Source organism: Pararcticibacter amylolyticus (genome assembly GCF_003130405.1).
In the GTDB taxonomy this organism is placed as follows: domain Bacteria; phylum Bacteroidota; class Bacteroidia; order Sphingobacteriales; family Sphingobacteriaceae; genus Arcticibacter; species Arcticibacter amylolyticus.
This window is the reverse complement of record NZ_QEAS01000013.1, coordinates 145,701-166,571: the sequence shown is the minus strand read 5'-3', so window position 1 is coordinate 166,571 and position 20,871 is coordinate 145,701. Positions and strand designations below refer to the sequence as shown.

Annotated in this window: 18 protein-coding genes; 16 read left to right on the top strand and 2 right to left on the bottom strand. The window is 43.9% G+C overall.

All coding sequences use genetic code 11. The annotated features are described in order from the left end of the window. The 9 genes from DDR33_RS25920 to DDR33_RS16425 form a co-directional block, all read left to right on the top strand. Positions 1 to 651, top strand: a 651-nt coding sequence (locus tag DDR33_RS25920) for a M1 family aminopeptidase (protein WP_162302651.1), incomplete at its 5' end; no start/stop codon positions are given. A 49-nt stretch (positions 652 to 700) separates the two neighbouring features. Continuing rightward, on the top strand, positions 701 to 1,222 hold the full coding sequence (locus DDR33_RS16460) for an outer membrane beta-barrel protein (protein ID WP_109416897.1): 522 nt from the start codon (positions 701 to 703) through the stop codon (positions 1,220 to 1,222). Positions 1,223 to 1,237: 15 nt separating this feature from the next. Then, the gene (gene gldF / locus DDR33_RS16455; protein WP_109416896.1) at positions 1,238 to 1,966 is read left to right on the top strand and encodes a gliding motility-associated ABC transporter permease subunit GldF; all 729 of its coding nucleotides are present in this window, start codon (positions 1,238 to 1,240) and stop codon (positions 1,964 to 1,966) included. Beyond that, positions 1,960 to 3,642 (top strand): gliding motility-associated ABC transporter substrate-binding protein GldG, encoded by a 1,683-nt coding sequence (gene gldG / locus DDR33_RS16450; RefSeq protein WP_109416895.1) that lies wholly within the window; start codon positions 1,960 to 1,962, stop codon positions 3,640 to 3,642. The genes gldF and gldG overlap by 7 nt, the downstream gene beginning before the upstream one ends. A gap of 220 nt (positions 3,643 to 3,862) precedes the next feature. Next, entirely contained in the window at positions 3,863 to 4,987 is a 1,125-nt protein-coding gene (dnaN, locus tag DDR33_RS16445; RefSeq protein WP_109416894.1) for a DNA polymerase III subunit beta, read from the top strand. 295 nt (positions 4,988 to 5,282) lie between these two features. Then, on the top strand, positions 5,283 to 5,969 hold the full coding sequence (locus tag DDR33_RS16440; protein ID WP_158280776.1) for a DUF4397 domain-containing protein: 687 nt from the start codon (positions 5,283 to 5,285) through the stop codon (positions 5,967 to 5,969). 159 nt (positions 5,970 to 6,128) lie between these two features. Then, entirely contained in the window at positions 6,129 to 6,872 is a 744-nt protein-coding gene (locus tag DDR33_RS16435) for a DUF4397 domain-containing protein (protein ID WP_109416892.1), read from the top strand. A 182-nt stretch (positions 6,873 to 7,054) separates the two neighbouring features. Beyond that, positions 7,055 to 7,690, top strand: coding sequence for a DUF4397 domain-containing protein (locus DDR33_RS16430; RefSeq protein ID WP_158280775.1), 636 nt, complete (start codon positions 7,055 to 7,057; stop codon positions 7,688 to 7,690). A gap of 65 nt (positions 7,691 to 7,755) precedes the next feature. Beyond that, positions 7,756 to 8,421: a DedA family protein gene (locus DDR33_RS16425; RefSeq protein ID WP_109416890.1), complete on the top strand. Its 666-nt coding sequence runs from the start codon at positions 7,756 to 7,758 to the stop codon at positions 8,419 to 8,421. Positions 8,422 to 8,427: 6 nt separating this feature from the next. Here DDR33_RS16425 and DDR33_RS16420 read toward each other — a convergent pair whose 3' ends face one another. Further along, positions 8,428 to 9,387: a zinc dependent phospholipase C family protein gene (locus tag DDR33_RS16420; protein WP_109416889.1), complete on the bottom strand. Its 960-nt coding sequence runs from the start codon at positions 9,385 to 9,387 to the stop codon at positions 8,428 to 8,430. Between the two features lie 262 nt (positions 9,388 to 9,649). On the opposite strand from DDR33_RS16420, the gene rpsT reads away from it, so the two are divergent. The 5 genes from rpsT (at position 9,650) to DDR33_RS26720 (ending at position 16,361) form a co-directional block, all read left to right on the top strand. After that, positions 9,650 to 9,904, top strand: coding sequence for a 30S ribosomal protein S20 (gene rpsT, locus DDR33_RS16415; protein WP_109416938.1), 255 nt, complete (start codon positions 9,650 to 9,652; stop codon positions 9,902 to 9,904). Positions 9,905 to 10,073: 169 nt separating this feature from the next. Further along, positions 10,074 to 10,466 carry a hypothetical protein gene (locus DDR33_RS16410; protein ID WP_109416888.1) on the top strand — a complete coding sequence of 131 codons (393 nt, stop codon included), beginning with the start codon at positions 10,074 to 10,076 and terminating at the stop codon, positions 10,464 to 10,466. 101 nt (positions 10,467 to 10,567) lie between these two features. Beyond that, a complete protein-coding gene (locus tag DDR33_RS16405) occupies positions 10,568 to 11,695 on the top strand; it encodes an efflux RND transporter periplasmic adaptor subunit (RefSeq protein WP_109416887.1) in 1,128 nt (375 codons plus the stop codon). 54 nt (positions 11,696 to 11,749) lie between these two features. Beyond that, on the top strand, positions 11,750 to 14,935 hold the full coding sequence (locus DDR33_RS16400) for an efflux RND transporter permease subunit (RefSeq protein WP_109416886.1): 3,186 nt from the start codon (positions 11,750 to 11,752) through the stop codon (positions 14,933 to 14,935). Then, positions 14,925 to 16,361 carry a TolC family protein gene (locus tag DDR33_RS26720; RefSeq protein ID WP_109416885.1) on the top strand — a complete coding sequence of 479 codons (1,437 nt, stop codon included), beginning with the start codon at positions 14,925 to 14,927 and terminating at the stop codon, positions 16,359 to 16,361. The genes DDR33_RS16400 and DDR33_RS26720 overlap by 11 nt, the downstream gene beginning before the upstream one ends. A gap of 28 nt (positions 16,362 to 16,389) precedes the next feature. On the opposite strand, the gene DDR33_RS16390 is transcribed toward DDR33_RS26720, so the two are convergent. Continuing rightward, positions 16,390 to 17,589 carry a hypothetical protein gene (locus tag DDR33_RS16390; protein WP_238387832.1) on the bottom strand — a complete coding sequence of 400 codons (1,200 nt, stop codon included), beginning with the start codon at positions 17,587 to 17,589 and terminating at the stop codon, positions 16,390 to 16,392. A gap of 158 nt (positions 17,590 to 17,747) precedes the next feature. Between DDR33_RS16390 and radC the strand changes: the two genes are divergently transcribed. After that, positions 17,748 to 18,446 carry a RadC family protein gene (gene radC, locus DDR33_RS16385; protein WP_109416884.1) on the top strand — a complete coding sequence of 233 codons (699 nt, stop codon included), beginning with the start codon at positions 17,748 to 17,750 and terminating at the stop codon, positions 18,444 to 18,446. 84 nt (positions 18,447 to 18,530) lie between these two features. Beyond that, on the top strand, positions 18,531 to 20,871 hold a 2,341-nt coding region (gene pheT / locus DDR33_RS16380), incomplete at its 3' end, for a phenylalanine--tRNA ligase subunit beta (protein WP_158280774.1).

Here is a 20,871-nt window from a genome sequence, read left to right as displayed (position 1 = left end):
ACTTTTATTAATTATTTGTCTACTGAAACCTTTAATAAAGGGGAGTATGCGAAGAATAAGGAGGACATGCACAAATGGGCAAGAATATTTGCCGATCCCAAGCTGGAAGCGATGATGGTCAGTCCGGATAATATGAAGGAACAAAATATTGCTATGCTGGTTTATTTTAAACCAGCCCTTGGGCTGAGAGTGTTAAGTGAAGTGATTTTGGGAGAGGAAAGGTTTGACAGGGCCTTTAAAGCATACATTGACCGGTGGGCTTTTAAACATCCTGTTCCGGAGGATTTTTTCAGGACAATTGAGAATGTTGCAGGAGAAGATCTTTCGTGGTTCTGGCGGGGATGGTTCTCAAAGAGCTGGAAAATGGATCAGGCGATCACCGGGGTTAGTTATTATAAGAATAACCCTGAAAAAGGAATCCTGATTACAGTGGCGAATTTGCAGAAGATGCCGATGCCTGTGATTGTTGAAGTGAAAACCAAAAGCGGGGTTGTATCGCGGACCCGGCTGCCTGTGGAAATATGGAAGCAGAATAGCAGCTGGACGTTTCTCTTCCCGTCAACTGAGGAGGTTTCTTCTGTTACACTTGACCCCGATCACGTGCTGCCGGATTGTAATAATGACAATGACAGCTGGAAGGTGAAGGGGTAAAAAGATTTAGAATTTAAAATTAAGAATCACTTTCTTTGTATAAGGAATTATGAAAAGATTAGTAATAGCTTTATTGCTTGCAGTAACGTCTCAATACGCTCTTTCTCAGCAGAAGAGTAAGTGGCCTTCTCCTGTGAGACCGAGATTTAATGCTGATCTTGAATTTTCAATCCCGGATGGTGAATATGGAAAGAATTTTGGCTTTGGTTTTGGTGGCGCAGGAGGCCTGGATATACCGGTAACCAGATTTTTTTATGCAACGGGTACTGCCGGGCTGATGTCTTTCTACCAGGGAGGGAAAAGCCAGAATACAGATACACGTTCCTATATCCCAATGAAAGCAGGCGGAAAGCTTTATATCAATCGTTCTGTATATGGGCAGATGGAAATTGGTACGGCCCTTGGTGTTCAGAAAAATGCAGGTTCGTCTTTTATCCTGGCGCCCGGAATCGGGGCTTCGTGGCATTTTACAGATAAGGCATCTGTGAATACTGGTGTACGCTATGAATCGTGGACCAGGGATGGGGGGAACATTAATTTTTGGGCAGTGAAGGTGGGTTACCAGTTTTAATTCTATTCATGACCTATGCTTGCGGTTTTTAATAAGGAGATCAACAGTTTTTTTAGTTCCCTTGTGGCCTATATGGCAATTGGGGTGTTTCTTCTTGTTGCGGGACTGTTTTTGTGGGTTTTTCCTGACAGCAGCATTCTTGAGTATGGTTATGCTGGCCTCGACAGCCTCTTCAATATTGTTCCTTATATTTTCATGTTCCTGATCCCCGCGATAACAATGCGCTCACTGGCTGAAGAAAGGAAGGAGGGGACATTCGAATTGCTTGCTACCAGTCCTTTGACTGACTGGCAGATAGTTCTGGGAAAGTTTTTTGCCTGTGTGCTGATTGTCCTGGTATCACTTGTGCCAACAGGTATCTGGTATATTGCTGTTTATCAATTAGGAAACCCGGCGGGAAATATTGATACCGGCGCTGTCATTGGATCGTATATAGGCTTGTTTCTTTTAGGGACGGCTTTTGTTTCTGTTGGTATTTTTGCCTCCTCCCTTAGCAGGAATCAAATCATTTCATTCGTTCTGGCTGTTTTTATCAGCTTTTTCGCCTTTATGGGGTTTGAATCTTTAAGCAGGCTGCTTTCGCTGCAGTCTGTAGACTCTTATGTTACGGCCGCCGGCATCAATGAGCACTATCTGTCGATGAGCCGAGGCGTGCTGGACACACGTGATCTGTTTTATTTTCTCAGTTTTATCGCATTCTTTCTTGTTTTAACAAAGACAGTACTGGGGGGCAGAAAATGGTAAACCGGAGGAAACAGGATCTGACGTATCTGGCGGCTTTCGTAGTGGCGATTGCAGTGTTGAATGTATTCTCCGCTTATTTTTTCACGAGGATAGATTTCACGAGGGAGAAAAGATATACGTTGTCTGACATCAGTAAAGCCGAGCTTGCTTCCCTTCGGGAAGATATGCAGGTGACGGTTTATCTTGAAGGTGAGTTTCCTGCAGGATTTAAAAGATTGAGGTCGGAGGTGCGTGACCTGCTGACCGACTTTAAAGCGTATTCAAACGGACATTTGCATTTCAGTTTTGTGAATCCTTCCTCCGGAAGTGAAGAAAGTAATAATGAACTGTACCAGCAATTGGCCGCAAAAGGCCTTACTCCTACTAACCTCAGTGTTAAAACTGAAGAGGGGATGTCGCAGAAGCTTATATTTCCATCGGCCCTGGTGATCTACAAAGGGATTGAGATGCCAGTGAATTTTTTCCAGAACAAGATGGGAGCATCTCCGGAAGAGGTTTTAAATAATTCGGTACAGAACCTGGAATATGCGTTCACAAGTGCCATCAGAAAAGTAAAAAGCGGGGGGAGACAAAGGATCGGTTTCACAGAAGGGCATAAGGAATTATCAGATTTACAGCTTGCTGATGCCATGTCTACTCTTCAGGGAGCCTATGAAACCGGGAGGGTAAACCTGAAGACGATTTCATTCAGCGGCCTTGATAAGCTAAAGCTTCTCATCGTTCCCAAACCGGATTCATCGTTTACGGAGGCTGAGAAATATAAGATTGACCGCTTCCTTATGCGGGGGGGCAGTATGTTCTGGGTAATTGATAATGTCAATGCGGAATTGGATAGCTTGCGGGGCATGGGTTCGCAGCTAGCCTTTTCGAAGAAGCTAAATCTGGATGATATGCTGTTTCGGTATGGGGTAAGGATCAATTACAACCTGATTGCAGATATGAACTGTGCTCAAATTCCACTGAATGTGGGTAATGCCGGAGGGCAGGCGCAGATACAGATGGTACCCTGGTTGTTTTATCCGGTTTTTATGCCTGTGTCTAAGCATCCTGTGGTAAAGAACCTTGATGGTATTCGCAGCGAATTCGCCAGCACCATTGATACTATTGCCGTAAAGGGGGTGAGCAAACAGGTTATTTTATCGTCTTCTCCGTTTAGCCGTACGCTGAATGTCCCCACTACGCTTTCGTTGCAGATGGTGGAACAGGAGCCTGATCCGCGGGCATTTCGCAGTGATCCAAAGCCAGTTGGGGTATTGCTGGAGGGGATGTTTCCTTCTGATTTCAGTAACCGGCCGGTACCTGAAGGGATCAATACTACTGAACAGCTTCCGGAGAAAAGTGTACCTGCCAGGATGATCATTGTCGCAGACGGGGATATTTTAAAGAACCAGGTAAGCACGCAGGATGGTTCGCCTTTTCCTCTTGGATTTGACAGATACACCGGGCAGCAATACGGAAATAAGAATTTCCTGCTGAATGTTGTCGATTATCTTACCGATGATTCAGGTATTATAGAACTGAGGAGTAAGGAAGTGAAGATGCGGTTGCTGGATCGTGCACAGATAAAGACTGAAAAGCTCAACTGGCAGTTGCTTTGTGTGCTGAGTCCGCTTTTACTGCTGATACTGGCCGGACTGGTACAATTCTTTTACAGAAAGAAACGGTACGGAGTATAAGCGGTTAGCAATCAGTGTTCAGCCATTGCCTGAACTGCCCGCAGCCTATATCTTGCAAACTTATCTGACCGACTACATCTGACTGCGGAAAGCAGGTTGCGGCTAAGCGGTATATTAATAGTTAAATCTTCCTTGAAACTTGCGTTTTCTTTTCTATTTTTGGTTGTTGAAGGCTGTTTTTCGCAGGAGCCTTATTTCTAGAAATTTATTTATTTAAAATATGAGATTTATTGTTTCGACGTCAACTTTATTAAAGCAGTTGCAGGCGGTAAACGGGGCATCCAGCAGTAGTACGGTTTTGCCTATACTCGAAAATTTTCTCTTTGAAATAAAAGAGGGTATTTTAACGATTTCGGCTACTGACCTTCAGACAAGCATGACGACCTCTCTGCCGGTTGAGTCAAAAGAGGAAGGGAAGATTGCGATCCCGTCCAAGATCCTGCTCGATACGTTGAAAACACTCCCGGATCAGCCTATTGCCTTCAATGTAGATGACAGTACCTTTGCGGTTGAAATCAATGCAGGAGACGGAAAGTATAAACTCAGCGGGGAGAATGGTGATGATTTTCCAAAGATCCCAACGGTAGAAAATGCATCCGCTGTGAACTTACCGGCTTCGGTGCTTTCTGAGGCAATTAATAAAACTCTTTTTGCGGTAAGTAATGATGAATTGAGGCCAGCTATGACGGGGGTGTTCTGTGAACTCACTCCATCTCATCTCACATTTGTTTCTACCGACGCTCATAAACTTGTGCGCTACAGGAGAAAAGATACAAAGTCTGAGCAGACGACTTCTTTTATCCTCCCTAAAAAAGCGCTGACCCTGCTGAAGTCTTCGCTTCCTTCTGATGATGTGAACGTTTCGGTTGAATATAATAATACCAGTGCGTTTTTCCGCTTTGGAAACATCAACCTGATATGCCGACTGATCGATGAACGTTATCCCGACTATGAAGCCGTAATTCCAAGAAACAATACAAACCTGATGACTATCGACCGGGCATTGTTCCTTGCTTCTCTGAGACGTGTGGTTATTTTTGCGAATAAGACTACTCACCAGGTACGGCTGAAAATTACAGGAAGTGAATTGAATATATCATCAGAGGATATTGATTTTGCGAATGAAGCTCACGAGCGTTTAAGCTGCCAGTATGAAGGTGAAGACATGGAGATCGGCTTTAATGCCCGTTTTCTGATCGAAATGTTAAATAATATGAGCGGAGAGGAAGTAACCCTTGAAATGAGCACTCCTAACCGTGCCGGCCTGTTAATTCCTCAGACAAACGATGATAAAGAGGATATCCTGATGCTGGTTATGCCCGTAATGCTAAACACTTATGCATAGTTTTGGGTACAGTTTATTAAGATAATGTTAATTTTAGCCTCGTTCTCTGATTGCAAATTGCCAAATTGATAACAGTCTGAGAGTAAGGCGGCTCAAATATAAAAAATGGGTATCCGGTTCCGGATACCCATTTTTTATTTCTATTTGTTAGTGGCCTGTTGAGCGGAGTTGAAATGCGAGCACAACCGAATGGCCTCAAATTTGCCTTTCAGTAGTCATTGCAGGAGATGTAAGTCGGAATTTAATTTTGATATATCATCATTTTGCAGAATAATGTTAAATAAATATAATGACTATGAAAACAAGTAAAACACTATTTAGAAAGATTTCCTTATTTGCCGCAGTAATTGCCTTTACAACAGTATTCAGTTCATGTTCTGACGATGATAATATTGAAGAAGGAATGTCGCTGAATCTCAAGGTAGTAAATGCCGCAGAAGGGTCGGGAAGCCAGGAATTATACCTTGAAGGAACAAAAATCACTACAGTTGCGGAAGGTGAATCACAGGGATATGTCGCAACTGCTAATTCAGGAAACAATAAGAACCTGGAGTTCAAGAAGTCTGGCTCAACAGAAGTTTACGCTTCGCAGAAAGTGGATTTCAAGAATAATAACAATTATACAGTTATCCTTTCCGGAACCGGTAACGCCGCAAAGGTTACTGTTGCTGAAGATGGATCGTTAACTGCCCCCGCTTCCGGTAAAGCTAAGGTTAGATTTGTGCATCTGAGTACTAAAGTAGATAATAGTGTAGATATTGGTACAGAATCAGGCCAGAATCTTATTACCGGGCTGGGTTATGGTAAGGTTAGTAACTTTATCGAAGTGGATGCTGGCTTAGCATTGCTGAATGCAAACGTATCCGGCACCTCGTCAAATCCCATTGCTTTGCGGTTTGCTAATCTTGCAGCGGGAAAGATCTACACTGTTGTGATAAAAGGGTCCAGTGAGGTATCTACACAGATAGTAGCGCATAACTAAAGATTTTAATTCAGTTGGATAGGATGGTAATGAATGGTCCGGTCAAAGTATTGGCCGGACTTTTGTATTTTTAATTTTAATTTAGTGTCGCGTTACCTTCATGCAATACGTATGGGTATTTTTGAGTTATTTAGATAAAATAAGCAAACTGGAACTATTATGAATATGAATGTTTACATGCCTAAGAAATCCCTGAGATATATTTCCAATGGCATTTTTATGGCCATGGCCGTGTTGTTGTTGAGCTCGTGTTTGAAAAGTAAAAATGATTATGAGCCTGTATATTCCACTGTAATGATAGTGAATGCTGATGCAAATACACCGCAGGCTTATTTCTTCTATGACCGTCAGTTTCTTGAAACCCCTATCAACTACGGGTCAAATACTCCATATTATGAAAATCTGGTAGGAGGGGCATTTCTGGGATTTATAAAGACTACATCGGATAAGGACTACTATGTACGGGGGGGGGTTCCTTCCATAAGTGGTACATATTCGGTTTACCTGGCAGGCGCCGGTGACTCTTCATTTGTGGTAGAAGATAAGTTAATTACCCCTGCTGCTGATAAGGTTGCTATCCGCTTTGTCAACGCCAGCAAGAGCGCAGGAGATGTTGATGTTACCCTGACCAGTGAAACTTCCGGCTCTGCACCTGTTAAACTCAGCGCTATAAAATTTCACGGCACACAGGGAGCTACTGCTCCTGAGTTTAAGGAGTATCCCGCAGCTGCAACTACTGTAGATGTTTACACTGCTGGAAGCACCACATCTACTCTTGCAACGCTTAGTTTTTCTCCGACAGCAGGGAAATCGTATACGATTTATTTAAGTGGTCATAAAACTCCCGCGAGTGAAAGCAAAGCTCTCAAGCTGAATAGAGTTGATCATACCGGAGCACTGTAAAGAATCTGCTACAACTACCGGAAGAAAAAAGGTGACTATTATGGTCGCCTTTTTTGTTTCAGGAGAGGAGGTAAATATTGTATTTTTACCGTGTTAACAATGGGTTTAGTAATAAGATGGGATTAAGCATTTTCTTGACAAAAGGAGGGATAAGGGTTCTATTATTGTTTGCCTGGGCATGTATGCTGGCAAGTTGCGTAGAAGGCGATGATGAAAACCGGCCACTAAGATCCTATGTTAATTTTGTGAATAGCAGAGAGGATTCGAATGACGGAGTGGATTTTATGATCGATGGAAACAGGCTAAGGACCGGGAGCGTTGAGGTTGATAGTGCCAGTGGCTACAATCAGATATATTCGGGTAATCGCGAAATATCGGTGGTTCCCAATGGCGGGAGTGCCTCTGATCTGCTGACTAAGAATACCGGGGAGCTAATTCGTGATAAGTACTACAGCTGTTTTTTGGCAGGCACGGCTTCTCAAAAGAATTTGGTATTGACAGAGGATAATTTTACTGCACCTGACTCTGTAAAGCACGCAAAGGTGAGATTTGTCAATCTCAGCTCTGCGGCCGGAAAGGTTGATGTATCGATCAGGGATAATAAGAACTTATTTACAGGACAGGAATATTTGAATGTCAGCCAGTATACCACCATCGATACCAGCAGACATACGATAGATGTATATATTGCCGGAACGAATACCGGCAGTTTGTCAAGTATCGACTTCCATCCCCGGTCAAGGAAGATATATACTCTTTATCTCCGCGGGGCACCGCAAAACAAGTATAAGCTCTGGCTGCGGGAAAATAAACGGTAGAGAATTCCTGAGGAAGCTAATTATCTGCTCTATATTATTATTTTTGCAACAATATATTTGACGCCTTGGAATTTATTCAATCACTGATCGATTTTATTTTACATATCGACAAACATCTTGTTGAAGTTGTAAACAATTATCAAACATGGACTTATTTAATCTTGTTTGTTATTATTTTCGCGGAGACTGGCCTGGTGGTCACGCCGTTCCTGCCGGGAGATTCACTGCTCTTTGCAACAGGAGCAATCATTGCAAAACCTGAGACGGATCTGAACATCTTCCTGATGTGCCTGCTCCTGATAATTGCCGCTATTCTTGGTGATATGGCCAATTATCATATCGGGGATTATATAGGGCCGAAGGCCTTCAGCGGTAAGTACAAGCTTTTGAAGAAGGAATACCTGGAAAAGACACAGACGTTCTATTTAAAGCATGGGGGAAAAACCATTATTTATGCCCGTTTCGTCCCGATCGTACGCACTTTTGCTCCTTTTGTAGCCGGGGTTGGAACCATGAGCTACGGCAAGTTTGCATCGTATAATGTGGTCGGAGGTATATTATGGGTAGCAGCATTTTTGTTTGCCGGCTATTTCTTTGGAAATATAGCCTTCATACAGAAGAACTTTACTTATGTGATCCTTGCGATTATTTTTATTTCGCTTTTGCCGCCTTTGTTTGAGTTTATCAAAGGGAGAAAGGCTAAGAGCGGGACACCTGATACCGGGATTTAGTATTGACTAAAGATCGGGCCTGCCAAGTATCTTTGTGTTTTTGAATGGTTGGTCGTCTTCCTGGCCGGATTGTGTTCTTTTTGATTTACCAGTCTTAAAGCCGCTGAGATCAGGCTGTCCTGCATCTACCCATGCTGAATACCAGAAGCACCCGGTTTCGAGTATAGCCGACCGCATTCGTTTCTCTACCATACCCTTAAGAGCCTTATGATATGCTGCAGAATAGGCGAGAGAGTACTGCCGGATAATTTTGCCATTTCTTTCTGAGTAACTGTATTTTTTATCTGAGGGAAATTTTTCGCTGAGTTCTTTCTCAATGGAGAAAACTGAATCTTTGCCGGAATATGATCCCTTTAGAATACTCCAGGCTTCTTTAAGCGGGTTTTCAATGTATCGCGCTTTCCCAACCGCAAAGTCGTAACGCTGTGAAAAAAGTTCGGGAAGCCTGCTTTCCCAGAAAGCGTGAATGCCGGTCTGATTGGTAAACTGGCCATTGTAGTTTTGGGTGGCATGTAATGGAACATGTGCATCGGAGATATAATGACTCAGATTTGCCGACATCCGCAGAATGCGGATAGAATCGCGCTCTTTGAAAGCATTTACGAGCCTGTAATACGTTTTTTCTATTTGCCAGGGAACCGTTCCGTAGAGCTTGAGTGTGTCTGCCGTATATTTTGTGACGGCGTCGTTCCATTTTACGGGGATACTGTCGAATGGTTTTTTTCCATACCTCTCACTGTCCCAGAAATGACGGGCGCCTTCTTCGGGATCTGTATATCTTTTTTTATCCGGATCGACAGAGTGATCGGAAATGAAACTGATATTATTCTTATAGAATCGGATCATCGGCGGGGGGAGGGTAAAGACTGCCATATAGCTGATGCGGCGATGGCTGTAGAATCCCCAGGATGTGCATAACAGGATGATTGCGAAGATGGCCGCCAGACGGCCGGTTTTTTTTACCATGATAAAGAAAAAGGACTGGTAGTACAATAATACAGATAATGCGGCTCTATAGAAAAAAATCTGGCAGAGCAGGTTTGTTTGGCTGTTTCAGCTGACGGCTGTGCCCTGCTGGTGTGATTGAAGATGAAGAATTTAGCAGGTATTTTTGTGTCTGCGGGAACTTTTTGAATATTTATAGCTTAAATTATTTGTTAGGTGTTTGATTTTTAAATATATCGCCCTATATTTGCAGTCCGAAATTAAGAAGACAAAAAGCTTACAAATGGCAAATCATAAATCAGCGATTAAGAGAATCAGGGCTAATGCAGCAAAGCGCTTACGTAACCGCTACCAGGCTAAAACTACACGTAACGCAATTAAGAAATTACGTAGCACAACAACTAAAGAAGAAGCTTCACCGCTTTTGACTAAAGTAATTTCTATGCTTGATCGTCTCGCTAAAAGAAATGTAATTCACAAAAACAAAGCTTCAAACAATAAGTCAAAATTGACTAAGTTTGTTAACGGCTTACAATAAGATATTTTCTTACTGAGAAAAAAGGGGCGTATATGTATATACGTCCCTTTTTTGTTTTGTACAACGGGCATATTTCATTTCAAAAATGTTAATATGTTATGTTTATAACAAGAATTTTGCAAAGTTGAAAATCAAAAACGTTCTTTTTTTTTAATTTTGCAGAGAACTTATGGAAGCATCGAGAAAATGTCTGCTTATATTCCTGTTGTGTTGTTTCATCAACACGCTCGTTTATATTCCAAACACTTACCGGTATTCTTTTCAATCTCATCAGCTTACACAAAAGCCTGTTCTTTATGATACGCTTCTGGATTATGTCCTGATCGAGATCTTTGATCTTCCGTTTCATGATGATGACGGACAGGCTTTTCACATCTATTTTAAACGTTATTTCGGACGGTCAGCGGAGGTTCAGTTTGTATTTCTGGCGGTATTGTTTGTGACCAGCTTTCTGAGGCCTATAACAACGCTTTTACCGCGTTCGGTTACCTTTTTTGATCGTTCACAAGCTCCTCCATTACCGAGATATTATAATTTTCTTTTTCGGTTAAGCCCCTTTTAAACCTCTCCCGGCGTTGACGCCGTCTTTTAAGCCTTGCCGCTGGTTTAGTGAGCGGAATCGTATTAATTGTAAAATGAGAGTTTAGTTAAAATCATTTAAAGATGAGAGGTATATCTGTTTTGGCCGGTTTGCTGGCCATTGGGATTGTTATGCAGGGCTGCTCGAGCAGTCATGGGGAAAATTCAAAAAAGGGAACATCCGTTTATCCGGTGACCGAAATCATTACGAAGGATACTATCCTTCAGAATAGTTATGTAACAGGTATTGAAGCAGTCAGAAATGTAGAGGTAAGAGCCCGGGTTGGAGGCTTCCTTGATGGTATTTACGTTGACGAAGGGCAGGAGGTGAAAAAAGGACAGCTTCTGTTCCGCATAAATGATACAGAATTTAAAACAGAGCTGGCCAGGGCGAAAGCTGCACTTAACAGTATTGTAGCTGAAGCAAAAGCGGCAGAACTGGAAGTTGAGCGTGTGAAACTTCTGGTTAATAAGAAGGTGATCTCTTCATCTGAACTGCCTGTTGCCGAGGCGAAGCTGAGCGCTCTGCGTTCGAGAATAGAGGAGGCCCGTTCTGCTGCAACTTTCGCCTCAGCGAGGTTGTCTTATGCGAATGTCAGGGCGCCTTTTGACGGCTTTATAGATCGCATTCCTTTGAAGACAGGGAGTTTGATCAGTGAAGGTACATTGCTGACAAGTGTATCGGACGTGGGATCGGTTTATGCCTATTTTAAAGTGTCGGAGAATGAATATCTTCAATACATCAGGAACAAAGAGCGCAGAGAAAAAAACTGGAACAGGGTGAGTCTTGTACTGGCAGACGGTTCGCTGTATTCTCAGCCCGGTACAATAGAAACTGTTGAAAGTGAGTTTGAGGAAAGTACGGGTTCCATTGCGTTCAGGGCAACCTTTCCTAATCCGCAAAAGCATCTGAAGCACGGTGCAACCGGGAGGATCCTTTTATCGCAAACTATTAAGAACGCCGTTATTGTGCCGCAAAAGTCTGTTTTTGAGATCCAGGATAAAAACTTTGTCTTTTTACTGGGTCGGGAAAACAAGGTAAAGATGCAGAGTGTATCGCCGGTAAAGCGGTTTTCGCACTTTTATATCGTAAGTGAAGGGTTAAAGCAGGGTGATAAAATTGTTTACGAAGGCTTGCAGGACATCAGGGATGGTGTTGAGATCAAACCGAGATATGTAAAGATGGACAGCATCCTTACAGCATCGCGTTAACAGACCAATCTGCATTTTCTTATTTCTCAGTTTTAATTTCAAAACTCTGCAAACATGTTTGAAATGTTTATCCGGAGGCCGGTGTTGTCGCTGGTCATCTCCCTTATTATAACCCTTCTTGGGGCACTGGCTTTATTTACACTACCAGTGACCCAGTTCCCCGATATTGTCCCTCCTTCGGTGACTGTAACTGCTAAATATACAGGTGCCAATGCAGAGGTTTGTGCAAAGGCAGTGGCTACGCCCCTTGAGCGGGCCATAAATGGAGTGCCGGGGATGACTTATATGTCGTCTGTAACCAGTAATGACGGCCTTACCCTGATACAGGTATTCTTTCAGGTAGGTACAGATCCGGATCAGGCCGCTGTAAATGTCCAGAACCGTGTATCTACCATTATCGACGAACTTCCTGAAGAAGTCATTAAAGCCGGTGTGACAACAGAAAAGGAGGTGAACAGTATGCTGATGTATCTGAACGTGATGAGTTCAGACAGCACGATGAAAGAGGATTTTATTTACAATTTTGCTGATATAAATGTCCTGCAGGAATTAAAGCGGATAGATGGTGTCGGCCGCGCCGAAATAATGGGTGCAAAAGAATATTCCATGCGCGTTTGGCTTAAGCCTGACCGGCTGGCTGCCTATAATGTCAGCACGGATGAGATCATAGAAGCCATACGCAGCCAGAATGTAGAAGCTGCGCCCGGAAAAACGGGAGAGAGTTCTGATAAAAAGGCCCAGGCATTGCAGTACGTATTACGCTATACTGGAAAGTTTTTCGAGCCGGCGCAATATGAAAATATTGTAATCAGGGCAAATGCAGATGGATCGGCACTGAAGCTGAAGGATTTGGCCTCAGTTGAATTTGGCGCACTTACCTACGGCATGGTATCAAAGACAGACGGAAGGCCATCAGCTTCTATTATGATCAAACAGCGGCCCGGTTCGAATGCCAGGGACGTGATCACCAGTATAAAGGATCGAATGGCCGAACTGCAGGAAACTTCCTTCCCTCCCGGGATGACCTATAATGTTAATTATGATGTTTCCCGTTTCCTGGATGCCTCTATTCAATCCGTGTTAATGACCCTGCTTGAAGCTTTCATATTAGTCTTCATTGTTGTATTTATATTTCTTCAGGATTTCAGGTCAACCCTGATCCCCGCACTGGCTGTTCCGGTAGCACTCATCGGAACCCTGTTTTTTATGCAGGTGCTTGGATTCTCTATAAACCTGTTAACTCTTTTTGCCCTGGTACTGGCGATCGGGATCGTAGTGGATAATGCTATCGTAGTAGTAGAAGCTGTGCATGCGAAAATGGAAGAAGAACACCTTTCTCCGATGCAGGCAACGGTTACAGCGATGAGAGAGATTTCTGGAGCTATTGTTGCGATAACGCTGGTTATGTCGGCAGTGTTTATACCGGTTGCTTTCCTTGATGGCCCGGTAGGGGTGTTTTACCGCCAATTTTCGCTCACACTTGCGATCTCCATTGTTATATCCGGAATAAATGCGCTTACCCTTACGCCTGCTTTATGTGCACTGATGCTAAAACCGGCCCACAACAGCGAAACAAAAAGAGGCTTGCTTTCGGGCTTTTTTGCTGGATTTAATGCAAAGTATAACAGGCTCTCCGGGAAATATGCGGGTATGGTAAAATGGATCGGGAACAGACGCGCGGTAACTTTCGTCGTGCTGTTTATCTTTATTGCTCTCACCTGGGGTGTCAATACCATTCTGCCGGGGGGATTCATTCCTACCGAGGACCAGGGTATGATCTATGTGAATGTAACGACACCTCCCGGCGCTACTCTTGAGCGCACGGAGGAGGTGCTCGATCAGGTTTTTGAAGGCACAAAGAGTGCAGGATCTGTAGAATCAATCTCTACTCTTGCAGGATATAGTCTTGTTAATGAGGTTGCGGGGGCATCTTACGGAATGGGGATGATCAATCTTAAATCCTGGGACGAAAGGAAAGAGAGCGTGCAGGAGGTAATTGCGCAATTAGAAGAAAGGGTGAAAGGTATCAAAGACGCTTCCATTCAGTTTTTTCCACCGCCAACAGTGCCAGGTTTCGGAAACTCCAGTGGCTTTGAACTGCGGTTACTGGATAAGACCGGTTCGGGTGATCTGCAAAAAACAGCGGCTGTCAGCCGGAGTTTTATTGAAGAACTCAATAAAAGCGACGAAATACGAGGTGCTTTCACCAGTTTCGACGCAAGTTTTCCGCAGTATCTGATTCACATGGATCACGATATCGCGGCAAAAAAAGGAATCAGTGCAGAGGCTGCAATGAGTACGCTTCAAACCCTGATGGGAAGTTATTATGCATCTAACTTTATCCGCTTTGGCCAGATGTATAAAGTGATGCTTCAGGCAGCTCCCGAATATCGCACTAAGCCCGAGGATCTGCTTCATTTATATATTAAGAACAAGCAGGGGGAGATGGTGCCATTTTCCACTTTTATCAAAATGGAAAGGGTGTATGGCCCTGAACAGCTAACCCGATACAATATGTATACTTCGGCTATGATCAACGGGGACGCTGCGCCGGGGTTCAGCAGCGGCGATGCCATCCAGGCAGTTGAGCGGGTTGCTTCGGAGAAGCTGCCGCGTGGGTTCTCCTATGAGTGGTCGGGAATGACAAGAGAACAGATCCTTTCCGGAAACCAGGTAATCTATATATTTATTATCTGCCTCATTTTTGTATATCTGCTGCTCGCTGCACAATATGAGAGTTTTCTGCTTCCGCTCCCGGTGATTCTTTCTCTGCCGACCGGTATCTTCGGCGCTTTTTTTTCGCTGAAGCTTCTCGGGCTTGAGAACAACATCTATGCGCAGGTAGCGCTTGTAATGCTCATCGGGCTTCTTGGGAAGAACGCAATTCTGATCGTTGAATTTGCTATTCAGCGGCAGAAGCAGGGATTAACCGTACTGAAAGCTGCTATTGAAGGATCGGTGATGAGATTAAGGCCGATCCTGATGACTTCTTTTGCCTTCATTGCCGGCTTAATTCCTTTATGTCTTGCTACCGGTGCAGGAGCACTTGGTAACCGGTCTATCGGAACTGCTGCTGCGGGAGGCATGCTATTCGGTACTATTTTCGGACTTGTGATTATCCCCGGACTATATGTTGTCTTCGCAAGTTTTGCTGCGGGGAACAGTGCAAAGGGGCAATCAGATACAAACGACAAACAGTTGAAAATGAACCAGGAGGCAGAGTTTCAAAATGAATATTAGGATTATCATCACCGTTTTTTTCATATCTATTGTTTTTTCTAACTGTAAAACACTGAAGACTTCTCCCCTGCCGGAGTTAAAGCTACCGGAGGCTTATGAAGGTAAATACGACAGTCTTCAGGTGCTGCGGCCGGACCGGTCGGATTTCTTTAGGGATACACTTCTCTTATCGCTTATTGATTCTGCGCTGAAGAACAATCCTGATATGCTGATAGCAACAGAACGTATTGAAATGGCACGTGCGGTCCTTCGTCAGAGCCGAGCTGCTGTACTTCCTTCTGTTGATGCCGTCGTATCGGCAGGAGTAGAGAAATTTGGAGATTATACCCTTGACGGAGTAGGGAATTATGATACTAACCTTTCCGGTAACATTCATGGAGACCGCAGAATTCCGGACCCTACTCCCAATTTCTTTCTGGGTCTGAGGAGCAACTGGGAGCTTGACCTATGGAAAAAGCTCAGGCATCGCAAGAAGGCGGCGGTTGCACGTTTTCTGGGAAGCAATAAAGGCAGGCAGTTGGTTTCTACTATGCTGACGGCCCAGGTAGCTTCCGCTTATTATGAACTGACAGCGTTTGACAATAAGCTGAAGGTGATCCGGAAGAATATTGAGCTACAGGAGCAGGCGCTGGAACTAAGCAGGGTGCAGAAGCTGGGAGGCCGGGCAACTGAACTGGCTGTTAAGCAGTTTGAAGCACAGTTGTATAATACAAAAAGCCTGGAACATACGGTAATCCAGCAGATAGCCGAGACTGAGAATTACCTTAATTTTTTACTGGGCCGGTATCCGCAGGAGGTAAAAAGGTACAGGCTTGTTTCGGAACTGAAGCTCCCGGAGAAGTTATTTAAAGGGCTTCCTTCGCAAATGCTTTTGAACAGGCCGGATATCCAGCAGGCTGAACTCGAGCTGGTTGCTTCTGAATCTGAAACAAGAGCTTCAAGGGCAGCGTTTTTCCCATCCCTGGTACTTACTCCGTTTATGGGGTACAACTCTTTTAGAGCTGAAGTGCTTTTCAATCCATCTTCGCTTGCGTGGGGCGTGGTTGGAGGAGTAACGGGGCCGCTTTTCAACAGGAGAGAGATCAGAAGCACTTATGAAAGAGTGCTGGCTGAAAGGAAAACGGCTTTTTATTCTTATCAGAAGACAGTTCTGGACGGGTTCAGGGAGGTAAGTTCATTTCTGAGCGGTATGGATAATTTCAGAAAGGTTTACGATCAGCGGGAGAGGGAGTTTCAAACGCTGAAGGAGGCAGTTGGCATTTCAAGGGATCTTTACCTTGCAGGAAGAGCGTCATACCTTGAAATTATCACAGCTCAGCGCAATATGCTTGAAGCTGAGCTTCAGATGATAGAAGCCAGAAAATCTGTCTTCCTGACCTCGGTAGATCTTTACCGGGCAGTAGGAGGAGGATTGGAAAGGAACTAAATCAATACGATCCCGGTAGATTCCGGGTTTACCGGGGATCGTATTGATATACGATTTCGTACGGCGTGTTTCTGAGCTTTGAAGAGATCTGCCCCAAGTGTAAGTCTTCTTTTTGCAATGTTGGTTCACAAAAAGAATAGCTTCTCCCTTTATAAATTATAGGCTTTCCGACAGGTTTGTCGAACTGAACCGCCATTGTAATGTGAGTAGGGTATAATACTGCTATCATCGGGAGGTTGTAAATTTCCTTTACAAGGTAGAAGAACAATGCAGCCCTGTCGTCGCAATCGCTGTATTTTGCGAATAAGGTCTCTTCTGCCGAAAGCCGCTTCTCCTTGCCGTAATTCTCTTCATCGTCTTCGTAAAGAAAGGCGTAGCGGGTAAAGCGCATCAGGTAATCGACCCCTTTTTTCTGATTCATGCGCTCTACATTTTTTTTCAACATCGGGATAAGAGAGCTATATGTCTCCTTGCTCAGCGGAATATTGAAATAGGATTCAAAGTCAACACCAGGATAGTTTTTGAAGATGGTTTCCACCTCCGGATTTAACTTTACCCTGAAGTGATAAACTTTTTGTTTATAGCTAAATTCCAGGTCTTTTTCCCTATAGGTTTCCGGTTTAAAGTCGGGCATTTTTGTTACCTTATAAGAGAATGCTTTCCTGGCTTCGGGAACCTTTATGGTAATGGGAACTGGCGGATCCTGGTTCAGGTCGGCACGCGGATAGTCATGGTAATTGAGACACATGAATTTCTTATTGTCGACCATAAAGAAAGGAATGTCTGAGATATCTTCATTGTTGTAAACATAGAAGATGATTTTGTCGGGCGACAGGGCCAGCCGTGCGTCGTAACCCGATCTTGCCAGCAGGAACCATTTATAAAGTGTGTACCTGGTGTAATTTGCAGCTTTAGGGCTGATCTGCTGTGCCGTTTTCCGGATAAGCTGATAATACAGCCAGTCATTCAACTGGTATTTTTGCCTGAAGGAAAGCAAAGAGTCTATCAGGGATTGATAATGTGACCTGCTTACGGCTGCGTAGAAATGTTTGACAGATTCAGCAGATGGCACAGACGGCACATCTATGAGCATTGTTTCTTCCATTTCGAGGCTGAGAGTGCCTTCGTAGAAATCAATGGAAAACAGTCGTTTTTTGTCCTGTCCAGACGAGTTTAAAGTCGCCAGAATTAATAGAAAGACTCCGAGAGCTCTATAAATCCGACTCATTGCTTAATGATTTATTTACATTAAAGATACATAAACTTAATGTGAATAAGTACGATTATTGTCAGTTTTGGTTTTTGCTTTCCTCATAAAAAAAAGTGATATGTGTCATTTCCCCAGGGAATTATAGATAAATAGAAAATGGTTTTATAAATTTCGGCATGGAAACCTACAACCAGAAAATTACCATAAAAGCCTGGGCAGAGGAAGACCGTCCGAGAGAGAAACTTCTTGCTCATGGACGAAGGAGCCTTTCAGAAGCCGAATTAATTGCGATCCTTATCGGATCGGGTAACCGGGACGAAACTGCGGTGGAACTCAGTAAGAGAATTCTTCATTATCTTGACAATGATCTGGAAAAATTAGGACGATTGTCTGTGAATGAGCTATCAAAATTCAAAGGCATTGGAGAGGCAAAAGCGATTACGATTATTGCGGCGCTTGAGCTGGGCAGGAGGCGGCGGGAGACGGAAAGCCGGAAGGTGAACCGGATTACCGGCAGTCGTGATGTCTTCCTGTTAATGAAACGGCATTTTGCTGATCTTAACCATGAGGAGTTCTGGGTAGTTCTCCTGAGCAGGTCTAATAACGTATTGTCGAATCACCTGATCAGTAAAGGAGGGCAATCGGGGACGGTAGCGGATCCAAAGGTCATTTTTCAGACAGCGCTCGAAAATCATGCGGCGTCTGTTATTCTTTCTCACAATCATCCCTCGGGTAACCTCAAACCCAGCCAGGCGGATCTTGGCCTGACCCGTAAGTTAAGTGAAGCGGGAGCTTTTCTTGATATACCCGTTCTGGATCATTTGATTTTTGGTGATAATGCTTATCTGAGCATGGCAGACGAGGGGTTGATGTAACAGAGTTTCAACTTTCAACTTTTAACTTTCTTGTCTCTTGCTTCTCATTTTCTATCTTTGCCCTTCACCCAGTATTAGTTTAAAATGAAAATATCATATAAATGGTTGTCTCAGTTTATTCACACCGATAAAAACCCTGAGGAAATATCCAGGATCCTCACCGGTACGGGGCTGGAAGTTGAGAGCCTTGAGAAAGTACAAACGATTCCCGGAGGTCTTGAAGGACTGGTGATCGGTTATGTAAAGGAATGTGTCCAACATCCTAATGCAGACAGGTTAAGGGTGACAAAGGTTGATGTTGGTACTGGGGTCGATCTCCAAATTGTATGCGGGGCACCCAATGTTGCAGCAGGCCAGAAGGTGGTGGTGGCGACGGTTGGTACTACAGTGTATCCTGTATCCGGAGAACCTTTTAAGATCAATAAATCCAAGATCAGAGGGCAAGTGTCCGAAGGGATGATTTGTGCGGAAGATGAGATCGGTCTGGGAGAATCTCACGCCGGGATCATGGTTCTGCCGGAGGCTGCTGTGGTAGGCACGGCTGTAAAAGAATATTTCAATAGACAGGATGATTATCTTTTCGAAATCGGCCTTACCCCTAACAGGGCAGATGCTGCTTCGCATTTGGGAGTAGCACGTGATCTGGCAGCATTTCTCAGAGCATCGGTCATAATGCCGGACGTGTCTTCCTTCAAAGCTGAGCACCGCGATGGCGCAGTTAGTGTAGAAGTGGAGAATGAAAAAGCCTGCATCCGTTATTCTTCTTTGAGCATCACCGGTGTAGAAGTAAAAGATTCTCCTGATTGGCTCAAGGAAAAGCTCCAGGTGATTGGTGTTCGCCCTATTAACAACATCGTTGATGTTACGAACTATGTTCTGCATGAGTTAGGGCAGCCTCTTCATGCATTTGATGCTGATGAAATTAAGGGAGGTAAAGTAACTGTAAAGAATTGTGCTGAAGGAACCACTTTTATAACCCTTGATGAGGTTGAACGTAAGCTGTCGGCCGAAGACCTGATGATCTGTAATGCCGAAGAGCCTATGTGTATCGCCGGGGTGTTTGGAGGAATTAGATCCGGCGTAAAATCAGCCACCAGGAATGTATTCCTTGAAAGTGCCTGCTTTAATCCGGTCTCTGTAAGAAAGACCTCGAAGCGCCATGGCTTAAAAACGGATGCTTCTTTCAGGTTTGAACGGGGAACTGATCCGGAAATGACAGTATTCGCACTTAAGCGTGCCGCTTTGCTCATAAAGGAGGTAGCCGGAGGAGAAATAACATCAGACGTACAGGACATTTACCCGGTGCCGGTAGCTCCATTCAGGGTATCCATCTCATATCAGAATGTAAACAGATTGATAGGGGAGCCAATTGCTCCCGGAACTATAAAAGAAATTATCACTTCACTTGGGATATCTGTTATTGCAGAAACTTCCGAAGGGCTTGACCTGGAAGTGCCAAGCTTTAAAGTGGACGTCAGCCGTGAGGTAGATGTGATCGAAGAGATCTTAAGAATATACGGGTATAATAATATCGCGATTCCTAATCAGATCCGTGCTTCGCTCAATTATGGGGTCAAACCAGATAAAGAAGCTGTTCTGGATCAGATCGCTGATATGCTTGCTTCAAACGGGTTTCTTGAGATACTTTCCAATTCGCTGACAAAATCAGCTTATACTGCAAATGAGGAAACGGCTGTAAAGATCTTAAATCCTCTGAGCAGTGATCTGGATACAATGAGACAAACCTTGCTTTATTCGGGACTTGAAGCTATTGCTTATAACCAGAACAGAAAGAATCCGGACTTGAAGTTGTTTGAATTTGGGCGGATCTATGAAAAGACTGAAACCGGATATAAGGAAAATCAGCGTCTGGCTGTATTTATTACAGGCCAGAAGCAGGTGACGCAATGGAACCAGGGGAGTGAGCCTGCATCATTTTATAACCTGAAAGCTGCGGTGGATGCAATTGTAAAGCGTCTGAATATTTCGGGACTTGCGGAGGAAGGATACGAGTCGGCTGATTTCACCCAGGCGCAGCAGTACCGTAAAGGAGATAAGCCATTAGTTTATTTTGGAACTGTGGCCCGTAAGGTGCTAAAAAAAACAGAGGTCGACAAGGACGTTCTTTATGCAGATTTTGACTGGGACCTTGTTTTAAAGGCGATCAGAAAGAACAAGATTGCATATAAAGAAGTTTCGAAGTTTCCTGCTGTAAGGCGTGATCTGTCAATGCTGCTGAATAAAGACGTTACGTTCTCTCAGCTCAGGCAGGTAGCATTGCGGACAGAGAAAGGACTGATTTCTGAAATCAATGTGTTCGATGTATATGAAGGTGATAAATTACCCGAAGGAAAGAAGTCGTATGCAGTAAGTTTTCTTCTTCAGGATGAAGAGAAGACGCTCACAGATAAGCAGATAGATGCCG